Origin of the sequence: Nostoc sp. ATCC 53789, from assembly GCF_009873495.1 — a bacterium.
GTDB classification, from domain to species: Bacteria; Cyanobacteriota; Cyanobacteriia; order Cyanobacteriales; family Nostocaceae; genus Nostoc; species Nostoc muscorum_A.
Genome location: NZ_CP046703.1, coordinates 1,022,108 through 1,034,734, shown reverse-complemented (window position 1 = coordinate 1,034,734; position 12,627 = coordinate 1,022,108). Strand labels below are relative to the sequence as shown.

At 41.2% G+C, this 12,627-nt stretch carries 12 protein-coding genes; 5 read left to right on the top strand and 7 right to left on the bottom strand.

Annotated elements, in window-relative coordinates; genetic code table 11:
* Nucleotides 1-56 precede the first annotated feature (56 nt).
* From GJB62_RS04165 to GJB62_RS04155, 3 genes are all read right to left on the bottom strand, one after another.
* Entirely contained in the window at nucleotides 57-284 is a 228-nt protein-coding gene (locus GJB62_RS04165; RefSeq protein ID WP_114085857.1) for a DUF559 domain-containing protein, read from the bottom strand.
* A gap of 404 nt (nucleotides 285-688) precedes the next feature.
* Nucleotides 689-1,771, bottom strand: coding sequence for a hypothetical protein (locus GJB62_RS04160; RefSeq protein ID WP_147262596.1), 1,083 nt, complete (start codon nucleotides 1,769-1,771; stop codon nucleotides 689-691).
* A gap of 614 nt (nucleotides 1,772-2,385) precedes the next feature.
* Nucleotides 2,386-4,296, bottom strand: a complete 1,911-nt coding sequence (locus tag GJB62_RS04155) for an acetate--CoA ligase family protein (protein WP_114085858.1) — start codon at nucleotides 4,294-4,296, stop codon at nucleotides 2,386-2,388.
* A 317-nt stretch (nucleotides 4,297-4,613) separates the two neighbouring features.
* On the opposite strand from GJB62_RS04155, the gene GJB62_RS04150 reads away from it, so the two are divergent.
* The 3 genes from GJB62_RS04150 (at nucleotide 4,614) to GJB62_RS04140 (ending at nucleotide 6,933) form a co-directional block, all read left to right on the top strand.
* Nucleotides 4,614-4,817 carry a hypothetical protein gene (locus GJB62_RS04150; protein WP_041565287.1) on the top strand — a complete coding sequence of 68 codons (204 nt, stop codon included), beginning with the start codon at nucleotides 4,614-4,616 and terminating at the stop codon, nucleotides 4,815-4,817.
* 329 nt (nucleotides 4,818-5,146) lie between these two features.
* On the top strand, nucleotides 5,147-5,989 hold the full coding sequence (locus tag GJB62_RS04145) for a cyanophycinase (RefSeq protein ID WP_114085859.1): 843 nt from the start codon (nucleotides 5,147-5,149) through the stop codon (nucleotides 5,987-5,989).
* Nucleotides 5,990-6,462: 473 nt separating this feature from the next.
* A complete protein-coding gene (locus tag GJB62_RS04140; protein ID WP_114085860.1) occupies nucleotides 6,463-6,933 on the top strand; it encodes an NADAR family protein in 471 nt (156 codons plus the stop codon).
* A gap of 21 nt (nucleotides 6,934-6,954) precedes the next feature.
* Here the strand turns inward: GJB62_RS04140 and GJB62_RS04135 are convergent, their stop codons facing one another.
* On the bottom strand, nucleotides 6,955-8,112 hold the full coding sequence (locus GJB62_RS04135) for an IS630 family transposase (RefSeq protein ID WP_114081617.1): 1,158 nt from the start codon (nucleotides 8,110-8,112) through the stop codon (nucleotides 6,955-6,957).
* Nucleotides 8,113-8,406: 294 nt separating this feature from the next.
* On the opposite strand from GJB62_RS04135, the gene GJB62_RS04130 reads away from it, so the two are divergent.
* Complete coding sequence (locus GJB62_RS04130) at nucleotides 8,407-9,507, top strand: tetratricopeptide repeat protein (RefSeq protein WP_114083548.1); 1,101 nt, start codon at nucleotides 8,407-8,409, stop codon at nucleotides 9,505-9,507.
* 33 nt (nucleotides 9,508-9,540) lie between these two features.
* On the opposite strand, the gene GJB62_RS04125 is transcribed toward GJB62_RS04130, so the two are convergent.
* Nucleotides 9,541-10,239, bottom strand: coding sequence for a phosphoribosyltransferase family protein (locus tag GJB62_RS04125; RefSeq protein WP_114083549.1), 699 nt, complete (start codon nucleotides 10,237-10,239; stop codon nucleotides 9,541-9,543).
* A 194-nt stretch (nucleotides 10,240-10,433) separates the two neighbouring features.
* On the opposite strand from GJB62_RS04125, the gene GJB62_RS04120 reads away from it, so the two are divergent.
* Nucleotides 10,434-11,114, top strand: coding sequence for a uracil-DNA glycosylase (locus GJB62_RS04120; RefSeq protein ID WP_114083550.1), 681 nt, complete (start codon nucleotides 10,434-10,436; stop codon nucleotides 11,112-11,114).
* A gap of 100 nt (nucleotides 11,115-11,214) precedes the next feature.
* On the opposite strand, the gene GJB62_RS04115 is transcribed toward GJB62_RS04120, so the two are convergent.
* Both GJB62_RS04115 and GJB62_RS04110 read right to left on the bottom strand, forming a co-directional pair.
* The gene (locus tag GJB62_RS04115; RefSeq protein ID WP_114083551.1) at nucleotides 11,215-11,580 is read right to left on the bottom strand and encodes a nuclear transport factor 2 family protein; all 366 of its coding nucleotides are present in this window, start codon (nucleotides 11,578-11,580) and stop codon (nucleotides 11,215-11,217) included.
* Nucleotides 11,581-11,846: 266 nt separating this feature from the next.
* Entirely contained in the window at nucleotides 11,847-12,386 is a 540-nt protein-coding gene (locus tag GJB62_RS04110; protein ID WP_181852885.1) for an SH3 domain-containing protein, read from the bottom strand.
* Nucleotides 12,387-12,627 lie beyond the last annotated feature (241 nt).

Sequence of the window (12,627 nt, the reverse complement as noted above, 5' to 3'; positions counted from 1 at the left end):
GGGATGTTCTATCTTTAATTATGAAATATTTTTAGTCAATACTTGGCTATAAGAGTTTAGCTTACTTTTATTACTGAAAGCCTTACTGCTAATCGGTTGCTCGCAGTTTTTTTTATACTGAAAGTTTGAAAAGTATTGAGCGAATGGAATTCTAAAATTCTTGTTCTTTCTATGTCATAGTCTTGACCTTCATCTGTAAAATGGCTATCTCCATCAATTTCAATTACTACTTGTTTTTCCAGTAAAGATGTGTGTACACCGTAGCTTAAAAAAGGAGGGGACAAGAATTAAAGTCCCCCTTTTTAAGGGGGATTTTAGGTGGATCTAAAACGTTTTGCTACCAAGAAGAGGACTTTTCAAACATCCTCTAACGCGCTTAGAATGCCGCGAAGTCTTTATTTATGCCGTCAAAAAGGCACAAGAAAAGTATAAGTTTAAACTCTATGCTTTGTGCATCATGAGCAATCATGTCATTACCTGCTGGAACCAAAACAGCCAGAAGATGGGTTGGCGTTGATTTACAAAAAATTATTTTCGAGGCAAAGTTGCACTAAAGTAGCGATCGCATGTAATAGGCAGTCAACTGAAAACATGACGTTCTCTCCCGCCTGTTATACCATCAGATTAACGGGAAAGAACGTCACAGTAGACCTAAAGCTCGCACTAGTAAATGAGGATCAATGTCAGCTTAAAATAATCGTCCACAAGGAATTGTTCCACGACGAATCGCATGATTGCTGGTTTCGGAATCATCCGCCCAGAAGAACTGTTTTAGATTGCTGGCGCATTCAGAATTGGGCGCAATGGCGATACCTTCGTTGTTAATGTTTGACATCGAACTTGGGCGTTCGTAACCCTTGCGGATGATGAATTTGCCTTTCGTTGACGAGCCAACGGTGGTATCGATGGCGAGCAGGGTTGAGCGGTTGCTGCAATTGTTGTCGCAATACGCCCATAAAGTCTCATTATCGCGGTCGAAGGATAAATCCATGATCTTTGTATTACCACTGGCAATGGTAGCAATACGCGTATATGTAGAGTCGGAGTTGAGCGCGTAGGCATAAATTTGTCCATTTGCTTCCAATCCAACAAAAAACAATCCCGTGCCATGCAACGGATAATTGGCTGGGTTGTAGAGCTGATTGGTACTTTCATCTATGAATCCATTAGCCTGCAAATAACTATCTGGCACCCATGCGATCGCTTCCAAGCCCAAATTAGTGGAGCTAACCGTTGGCAAATTAGAAGTTAAGTTCCATTCCTTAGTAGCATTGAGGGTGGTGGCACTGCTGCTGCTGTCATAACTCAGTACGCTGAAGCGGTTGGAGCCGCTGCCATCTCGCTCAGTAGAGACGTAGATAGTTGTTGAAGAAAGCTCGGCTTTGGTCACGCCTTCCGCATCTGGCGCACCAGTACCATTGGGATAGCGCAACGTTTTTCCAGAACTCCAATTATTAGCAGTATTTTTGACGAAAGTGCTGCCGTTCCAAACCAGGTTATAGAGTTTTGATGGCGAATTTTGCACTCCCCACAACACAGCTTGTTGCATTCCAGTCGCTGGGTCGTAGAACAAACCGCTGAGATTACCACCGAACTGGCTGGAGCCATCAGCAGTGACTACAGTTGTGCTGCTAGGCCATGCGCTGTAGGTGACAGCGGCCGCTACCAATTTCGCACTCAATAAACTTATGCCACAGGCAAAAAACAGCTTTGTGAGCGCAAAGGAAGATATTGCTTTACATTTCATTGTTTGATAATCTCTGAGAATCATTGAAGCCCATGCGCCGTCCAATTTTCGATGTGTAAATTGTTTGGATTACGCGGCATCACAAAAGTGGTGGTGAAATTCACTCTAGCAATTGGGTATGACTTAAAAAATTATAATTGGTTAAAATTTTGGTTAAAATTAGTTATTTTCACGAAATTTTCGCCACACCAAAAAAACTGCTTTTGCAATGTCCAAAATTGCCCTGAATACAAGGGTAATTGAAGCAGCCCGATCCAGATATCGCTATATACTATATAGTCCCAATCAAAGCCTCACAGATACATATTAAATCTCTAAAGCCTGGAAATATAATATTATTATCTCTGAAATTTTAAGATTTATCAGAACAATCGCTGAATATAAATTAGCTTAGGTTGTATCAATTAGAATTAATTATGGAGTCTCCCACAGCCTTTTTATCCCCCAACCCAAATTTTTAAGTAAGCAAAAACCTCTCCAAGTCCTCCTTAAAAAGGAGGATTTAGGAGGAGCTACAACATTTTGATTTTGTAGAGGTATGTGTATACGCCGTAGCCTAAAAAAGAGGGGTTAGGGAGATAAAAAAGTGCCTAGATCACAGCCAACCAATAACTTTTAAAGCAACCTCTTAAGCTAGCTCACAAAATCGTTCCAGTTTCTTTCAAATAAACCCGTGTAAATGGTTCATCTTCAGCCAAAGTATAATCTTCAATCAACCCTTTGCGACGGATAGAAATATCATTGCCTTTTCTAATCACCACAGTAGAACCATCAAAGACATCCCGCGCCAGCATCATCTCAGTTTCAGTGGGATTATCCAAAACCACGATATTACTATTCGGGTAAAACATCCCCTCTTCATCTAAGATGTCTTCCGCATATTCGGCAATCAGCAAATCAACTTTGGGATGACGGAGTAAAGTTTGGACGTTGCTATTGTAATTTTTGCTTAATACTTTTTTCGAGCGATTCACAAAAACTGCGTCACGACAAATAGCGCCAATTGTCCAGTTGGGATGTTGCAAAAGGATATGGTCAATTGTTGTTTGCAGTTCTTCAACTGAGATTTTATTAAAGGTGATAATCGGTATCCTCGAATCTGTATCCGACTCAAAAAAGGTTTCTAGAATATGAGAAGGTACATCAACACTTTCACCTTCAGAAGGTTTAAGATGCATTAAAACTCCTGGTGCAGCGTTGATTTCCAGGATAGCGAAGTTACTAGATTTCCAAGATTCGGAGAGACTTTTGGTAATGACATCAATACCAAGGCAAGTCAACTGGAAATGTTGGGCAATATCTTGCGCCAAGATAATATTGTCATCATGAACTGTGTGGGTTGAATCGATGCTCATACCTCCGGCTGAAAGATTGGCAACTTTACGCAGGTAAACAGTGCGTCCTTTTTCAATCACGCTGTCTAGTGATAAGCGCTGTTCCTCTAAGTAAAGTTCCATCGCTTCATCAATCTGAATTTTACTCATGGGTGAGGTGGGCGTATCTAAACGTGCAGGTTTGCGGTTTTCTAGGCGGATTAATTCTGCAAGCGTTAAGTGGCCATCACCGACAACCGATGCTGGACGGCGTTCTGTGGCGGCGACAAATCTACCATTGACACACAACATCCGAAAATCTGAGCCAGAAATACTTTTCTCAACAATTATCCGAGTTAGCTGATCTTCAGGAATCGCTGCTAATGCTCTATTATAAGCAGATTCCAGTTCTTTTGAGTCTTGTACGTCAGCCGTAACGCCAATTCCTTTATGACCTACCACTGGCTTAACTGCCACTGGGTAGCCAATTTGTCTGGCTGCTGCCAAGGCTTCCTTTTCAGAAAAGACGATATCGCCTTCAGGGACTGGGAAACCCAAGGTTTTTAGAAATGCTTTGCAGTCATCTTTACGGGTGGTAAACTCTGAATCTAGATGACTATCACAGTTAAATGTGGTTGCTACTCCTCGGACGTGTTTTTTTCCAAAGCCGTATTGCATTAATCCTTCTTCCCACAAATAAAAGGCGGGAATACCTTTTTCGTAGGCTGTTCGCAATAAAGCGTAAACTGTGGGGCCACCATAGACAGATGCGCGAAATCTATTTTGCAGCCTCACTAGCTGCTCCTCAAAGTTAAAGTCTTCGTCTTGGGTAATGGCTTCAAACCAATCCCAAACAAAATAAACGACCTCTCTAGTTGTGCGTTCATGTAGTGATTGGACGCTAATTCGCGCGAAATCTGGATATGGCTTAACACTCCAATGCTTAAGGTGCAAATCCATATCAAGCTTTCCGACTTCGGACACAACTTGGGCAAATAGATAGGCATAAGATTCGTAGCTTTGGCTGCCCAGATTTGGATAGCGATCGCCAATGCTGGCAATATAATCTTCTATGGGCAAAGGCTCTCTAGAGTCAACTAGAGCAAAGTCAAATACTAGCGCCCCTGCATCTAAATAGGGGTTGGGGCCAACATAATGCTTGAAGTTGAAAATATCAAATACATCCGTTCTTCTAGCATTAATGCGAGCTAAATCACTGCTTTTTTGTAGAACCATTGATTACGAACCTTTGGCTAAACACCCTGAAATTTCTATGCTGAGTTATCGTTACTCAGACTTGTTGATTGGAGGCTGATTCCGATTAATTGTTGGAGAGTGATGGCAAAGCCATTGATCTAATCAGAACCTACACTAACCCTATTAGTAAGCATTTTTAACTATCTCAAGGCATAATTAAATTTTTCTTCCTCAGCAAAGAATCAAGAATAGTCACTTCATCCTTATGAATGGGCAAAGATATAACCTTTGAAAGGTACAACACGCATCCCAAAATCTGTATAAGTAAATATGCGGTATTGAAAAGACAGCAAAGCATGAATAGCACACAAGCTGATCTAAGAGATGAAATTCGAGAACTTGCTGAGGAAGCTTTTCACCAAAAGCTGATCTCTGGTCATGGTGATGGGCCTGACATAAATGAATATCAAATCGTCTACCAAGGGAAACCCAGACATCTCCCACTAGAACAAGCACGTTTTTTCTTGACTAACTTGCTTTACAGAAGTCGCATTCATTAGGATTTACCATCAGATATCTAATTTGTACCCAGCGAGAGTTAATACCAACAATTGCATGATAAATTTTCAATCGGTAATTTAGAAACGCAGTCAATAATGCCTCTAGAAAATCTCTCTAGAGGCAGTTGGTTTTAGTAATTTTATTTAGTAAAAGAAAATTAATTCTGAGGAGAGCTATTTTTCGATGTAATTTTCCTGAAAAATCTTTTGGTCTAATTGCAAGCGCAAATTTTAATACTACCTTCTATCAGGTAATCTACCACAGGGATGATTTGATAGTTTAATTGTCATGGTTTAGTGAAATTTATTAACTCACATCAGGGGGCATCATGGTGGAAAGTAATCCCAAACGGCAGTTGGTAATTATTGGGGGAGCAGAAGATAAGGATGGAGATTCTCAAATTCTGCGAGACTTTGTGCGACGCGCTGGGGGTACGAAGGCGCACATTGTCATTATGACGGCTGCGACAGAATTACCAAGAGAAGTGGGAGAGAATTATATTAGGGTTTTTGAGCGGCTGGGAGCCGAGAATGTTCGCATTATTGATACAGAAACCCGCGAAGACGCATCATCATCTACCGCATTAGAAGCAATTCATAAATCAACTGGGGTATTTTTTACTGGTGGAGATCAAGCTCGCATCACCAATATCCTCAAGGATACTGAAATTGATGCGGCCATTCATAAACGGTTCGCGGAAGGTGTAGTTATCGCCGGTACAAGTGCGGGCGCTGCTGTGATGCCAGATAAAATGATAGTTGAAGGTGATTCGCAGACACATCCTCGAATTGAAACTGTTGAAATGGGCCCTGGTCTAGGCTTTTTACCAGGAGTGGTAATTGACCAGCATTTTTCTCAGCGTGGACGTTTGGGACGCTTAATTTCAGCTTTAATACTAGAACCTGCTGTTTTAGGGTTCGGTATTGACGAGAATACCGCTATGGTAGTAACCGATAATCAAATTGAAGTGATTGGTGCAGGTGCGGTGACAATTGTTGATGAATCAGAAGCTACATACAACAATATGGGCGAAATTTTGAAGGATGAGTCTTTGGCGATTTGCGGAGCAAAGCTTCACATTTTGCCACATGGATTCAAATTTGACTTGAAAACCCGCCAACCTATCCTAAATAGTGGCTCTGTGACTAATGTATCTGTACCTGTTGCTTGAATCAACACCTAACTTTTTACAGGTGCGTTTTACTTGAATAAATAATTAATGATTGTAGATTATTGGCATTTATCTCTTGAATATCCTCCCAAGTACTCTCAGAAGTAGGGGATACAGCCCCCCTTTTTTCAGGAAGAAAGGGGGGATTAATTTTTAATATTCTTTATCTTAACTTTAGCAAACTGTTATGAATAAGTAATAAGCTGTTGTGCTTTTAATTTGCACTAATATTTTTTTCAATATGATTGTGAAGTGGGCAATATGAGCGCCCTGATAGTGCAAGTTGTATACGTAACAGCTTATCAACTCTACATAATCATACACTTAATATTTATTAAACGAATTATAAGTATAGGTAATATATAAAGAAACGGCTCGGTAAATGAATTAATTATGAAGTTAAATTTGATAGAAAATTGGTATAAATAAGTAATAATTAATTCAAACTATATCTCGAATGCCGATCAACTTCTATGACAATCTACTTTTATAGCACTCGTGAAGAATATGGTTGTTTCTCTAACTTTTCGCACCACGGGTTTCAATTAGATGGATTGTATTGGTCAACCAGCGAACACTACTTTCAAGCGCAAAAGTTTGTGGATACACCTCATTTAGAGCAAATCCGCCAAGTTAAAACACCTAAAGATGCGGCAAGAATGGGACGTGAGAGAACCCGTCCACTACGTCAAGATTGGGAACAAGTTAAAGACGATATCATGCGGCAAGCTGTGCTATGTAAATTTCAAACTCATACAGATATTAGGAATATCTTACTTTCCACAGGTAATGCAGCAATTGTTGAAAACTCACCCATCGATTTTTATTGGGGTTGCGGAGCCGATGGTAGCGGTAAAAATATGCTAGGAAAAATTTTAATGGAGGTGCGAGAGAGCCTGCACCATACATACAGCGCAGATGTTGATTGTAAAAGCGTTAAATGATGCGCTAAGTACAGCTTTGCATTAATTCGTAGCGAATTTCTCCATCATCTGGGCTACTGTATATGACCATTTGATTGGTTGGGCTGAATCATTGTGACGGACGATGAAATCAGTTATACGTTGCTGTAAGGTCTTGAGGTCAGGAAAATCATTTGGAGTCAGTAATTTACGTTGTAAAATGCTGAACCAAATTTCAATTTGATCTAACCATGAAGCATATTTTGGTAGCCAGACCACTTCCACCGTAAAATTCCAACCGTCTTCTTTTTGCTTCTGATTCAACCAAGCCTGTAATTGTTTTGGGGCATGGGTAGAGCCGTTGTCAAGGATTAAATAAATATGGCGCATACCCCGACGAATGGCTTCTGGTATCAATACTTCTAAAAGAAATCCTTGAAAATCAAGGAATGTTTTTGTTGGGCGACAACAACCATAAATCAGACCATCAGCAACGCTCAAAGCCGCAAAAAGATGTGTTGCTCCTTTTCGGGCATATCTGGCTGCAAAGTGAACTGGTTGTTTGACACCTGCCCCAATATTTGGATGTAAGCCGGATCGTGCTTGGATGGAAGTTTTTTCATCCACACATACCACCCAGAATCCAGCTTTAATCAAAAATTTTGCCTGAGCATACAGTTTAAGTACAGGGGTTGCTTTTGCAACAAAATTATCATCAATCCGATGCATCCAAGTATGAAACCGCCAAGGTTTTATCCGCTCAGATTTTAGCCATCGCCAGACTGTTGAAGTCGCTATGGATACTACAATGCCTAGCGTGACTAGATGTGCTGCAATATCGCTACAACTCCACCTCGCCAAGGGAAGATCAAAATCCGTTGGGTTGCTGCAAGCGATGCCTGCGGCAACGCGAAGCGCGAACGCAGTAACTTTTGCTCGTATAATTGCTTCAAATATCCGAGGACGACCTGGACGGGGTGCTTCTTCTAGACTACGAGTTTGACACCAACGTTTGCGCCATTTCCGAACAAGGGCTTGTGAACAGCCGATATTTTGAGCAATTTGAGCATCTGTCCAATCTGAATTTTCAGCAGTTGTAAGTATTATTTTGGCTCGTTTGCCTTTGCTTTGCCCTGTTTTTCGGGCATTCGCTTGCTGCTGCAACAGTTCTTTTTCCTCTTCTGTTAGCTGCACCTTGTAGGTTTTTTGCCGACCAGCCATAGTACCGAATGCTTGAGGGATAGTCCACGTATCCTCACCTTACCGTCAACAATTTACCCCTGTCAATTCGCTACGAATTTAAGCAAAGCTGTACTAAGGGACTTCCAAGAAATAAATTATCCAAATAAACGAACCACAGAGACACAGAGAACACAGAGAGAAGAGAAATAGAGAGGGTTCTTTCGTCAGTTTTGGGACATTTTTTTATTTGGAAGTCCCTAAACAACCTGATGAAAGATACCTTCTGGTTTTGGGAACACTATATTTACCACCAGACTTCAAAGGAAGGGGTTGATGCCTAAAGGCGAATGGAATAATAGATCGAAAAATACAATTCCCCTACAATTACCCATAACATACTTAAAACCAGTGAAGCGTAATACAATTACTCATGAATTTGGCTCTGGTTCACATGCAGAAATACTACCTCCACAGGAAAATGATGACAATTTATCGGAAGCATCCAAGCTACTACGGCAAGGAATTCAACAGCAGCAAGCTGGTGAATTAATTGCAGCGTTGAAGTCTTTACAACAAGCTTTGGGACTGTTTCAGGGAGTTGGGGATTTGCAAAAACAGGCACAGGCGCTTTCTTTTTTAGGATTGGTGACTTATAGCGCTGGAGACTATAAAGGTGCGATATCTTACTCCCAGGAGTGTTTGTCTTTGCTCAATAACACTTCAGATTTAGCATTGCAAATGCAAGCACTTTCCCATTTAGGGAATTCATACCGTCATTTGAATGACCATAACAAGGCTATTGAGTTTCTAGAAAAGTGTTTGAAAATAACACAACAGCTGCAAGATAAACGGAGTCAAGTTGCAGCATTGAATAATTTGGGATTGGTGTATAAATCTTTGAGTAACTTTACACAGGCTATTGAGTATCAGCAGCAAAGCCTAGAGATTGTGCGAGAACTTAAAGATAACTGGGGCGAGGAACAGGTACTCAAAAATTTGGGTAATGCTTGGTATGCTTTGAATAATTACCCCAAAGCGATCGCTTATTATGAGCAGTGTGTAGTACTAGCACGCTCCTTAAAAAATGTTCGTAGTGCTTCTCAGGTACTCAAAAATCTGGGTAATGCTTGTTATGCTCTAGGTGATTATACTAAAGCTATTAAGTATTATGAAGATAGGTTGCTCTTAGCCAGAGAAATTCAAGACAAACGTAGCGAGGAACAATCTTTAGGTAGTTTAGGAGTTGCTTGTGAAGCTCTGGGTGACTATAACAAAGCAATTACATATTATGAACAACGTTTGCTCTTAGCTAGGAATATCAAAGACCGTCGTAGTGAAGAAGAAGCTCTTGATCGTTTGAGAGTCGCTTGCTACGCTTTGGGTGATTATGCCAAAGCTATGCAATACCAGCAAGGAACATCTTCAAATAGTTAAAAAGCAAAAGAAGGAAACAATTCAAACTTAAAATTACTCGGATAGATCCATTGGCCCCATTCTATTTTGTTGCTGGAGATATCTGAGAACCTCTGATGTATCAACTTGGGGAAATTCCGCGTAGAAATTACTCACACTCCAAAAGGGTTCTGGTGTTTCCAAGACGATTGTGCGATCGCCCCACTGTTCTAACCAAGGTAGCAATCTTTGTGGTGCAACTGGAGTACATAGCCAAACTGCTGCTGGAGACAGTGCTTTGATAGCAGTAGCGGCAACTGCTATTGTCATTCCTGTAGCAATGCCATCATCAACTAAAATAGCCGTAGCATTCTCGGCATTCACCTGCGGACAAGCAGTAATTAATTGAGCCTCAAGAGACTTAGCTTGGATGATAGCTTTATTTAAAGCCACTTCGCGCAACCTTGTATCATCTTTAAACCGAAATAGCTTTTGATCAGTCCAAAGAACATTTCCGTAAGTAGTCACTGCACCAATTGCTAACTCTGGGTTTTCTGGATGGCTAATCTTTTTCGCTACAACGATTGTCAACGGACAATTCAATAGACGTGCTATTGGTGCTGCTACTGGTATACCCCCTCTTGGCAAAGCATAAACAATTGGTACAGGTTTTATCCCAGAAGCAATAGTTTGCTGAGTCAAAACATCCTGAATCACTCGCGCTAATAATTCACCCGCATGGGTGCGATCGGCAAAAAGCGGGGTCTGTGACATGGGTTCCCCCCAGCATCTTAGGACGGCACTGCTTTTATCATGACTGAATTTTGTCTCAACTTAACTGATACAATAAGATTTTGTATAAATAATTAAGTATTCAGCAAAAGTCTATTTATTCAGATAAATCTGCAACCAGAGCAGTATTTAACTCAGAAAAAACAGCTAGCGCTGATATCAAAATCCTAATTTTCATGAGCAGCGAAACTCAACTCAGCCTCTTCGACGACTCAACCTTTAACCAACGAGAACTAATTCCTACAGACGCTAAAATTGCGATCGCTCCCGGAACTTATTCCACCATAACGGAATTGACACAGCATTGCGATCGCTGCCACCGTTGTCCATTGGGAGACACTCGGACTCATGCTGTCGTCGGACGCGGTAATCTCAAAGCCCCAATTATGGTTATTGGGGAAGCGCCTGGTCAAAATGAAGACGAAACTGGTTTACCATTTGTAGGTAGATCGGGGCAATTGCTGGAGAAAATTCTGGCATCGGTGAATCTAACTACCGAGCATGATGTATATATAGCTAATATAAATAAATGTCGCCCACCAGATAATAGAGTTCCTACTCCAACAGAAGTAGCGGCTTGTCTACCCTACTTACTAGAACAAATTCGTCTAGTTGACCCTAAAATAATCTTGTTAACAGGTGCAACTGCTGTCAAAGGCATCACTGGCGATAAGCGAGGGATTACGAAAATTCGCGGACAGTGGCTGGAGTGGGAAGGGCGTTTATGTATGCCGATTTTTCATCCTTCCTACTTACTGCGTAATCCTTCTAAAGAAAGAGGTGCGCCTAAATGGTTGATGTGGCAGGATATCCAGGCAGTGCGGGCTAAGTTAGACGAATTCCAAAATAACAATTAAACCTCGTCTACCTTGAGAACCGTAGTTTTGTCGGTTGGGTGCAGCGATCGCGTAACTCAACATAAATAAGGTGGTAATGTTGGGTTGCGTTTCACTCCACCTAACCTACTTGCGTGACTTCCATGACTTGAATCAAGCCATGCTCAAGGGTGAATCGATGACCCACGTGTTCATCGGCAAGAACTGCTCCATCCAAGTCACGCACGACCTGATGCACATCGACCAAAATGCGCCCGTCCTCCTCCGAATAAAAGGAAATCGGCTCGACGTGCGGATTGATCTCGCTCCATTGCTCCGTCCAGTAAGCGCGAACTTCTTCAGGCCCACGGACAAAACCGCCTTTGAACGCTTTCGGCCAAGCCACGTCGGGAGTCATGAGGGCAAGGGCAGCGTCAATGTCTCGTGCGTTGAAGGCCGCATAAGCCGCACGGAGCAGTTCGATTTCTGGTGCAGGTTGATCTGACATAAGAGTTATGGTGAAGGAGATGCAGCAGGACTTAACAACTTATTATACCGTTAAAGCTAAGTAGTGTTATCTTTGCGGGACACAACTACGCGCTAATTGCGATCGCCTGTTTTAATTGAGGTGGAAGCGATCGCAGTTGAGTTAAGTTAGCATTACATAAAGTTAGTCAGGGAAATTAGCCCTTCTTTCAATTAAGTTATATTTTGATTAACAAATATTCGGGTAATGGATAGCTTGCTGACAGCAAGAAAGGTAGGGGTGAGGTTCTAAGAACAACTCGTAAGGGCAGCACCACATTGATCTTCCTTTGTCAACCAACCTTTAACACCTTGATATTCAACCTGCGCCCAATCTCCTTGACAGCCTAACAATTTGACAGCCGTATTCGCAGGAATTGTTCTCACTTTTTGGCTTTCTTGACTATTACTAGCATATAAATCTACGCCATTAGTACCGTAGCCCTGCGTTGTTAAACCCAGCTTTGGCACAAATACCCATCCAGTTCCTTGAAAACCATTACTAGCATTAGTAATCTTTACCCAATCTCCAGTAGCACCAATAACTTGAACTGTTTCGTTGATGGGTATTTGCCCTAATATTGTGTTATTTGTACTTGCACCATTCCGCACATTTAAACCTTGTGGATCTGTATCAGTGACGTAGGCAAGAATATCGCACTTTTGTGGATTAGTTGATTTTGCTAAAGCTATTTGATAAGCTATACCTGTATTGAGCATCACACTAATACAACTAAATACCAATCCTATTACTAACTTTGATGGTGCATTTTTCAGCTTTTTGGTCATAATTTGCTCAATTTTTTTGCTTCAGTACCTAAGATTTGAGTTCGATTTCTATCTCATAATCTACCCAAACAAATTAAGGCTAACTTTATAACGTAGCTATCTAAAAAGAATTTTAGTACTGTAATAACACTTTTCATTTTACAAAATTTAGTCCTGCGATGTCTACGGCGGGCTACGCGCAGATGGATGCAACACAACGCTATGATTGTGTATTAAAATGCCTATAGTGTAGTTAACGCTA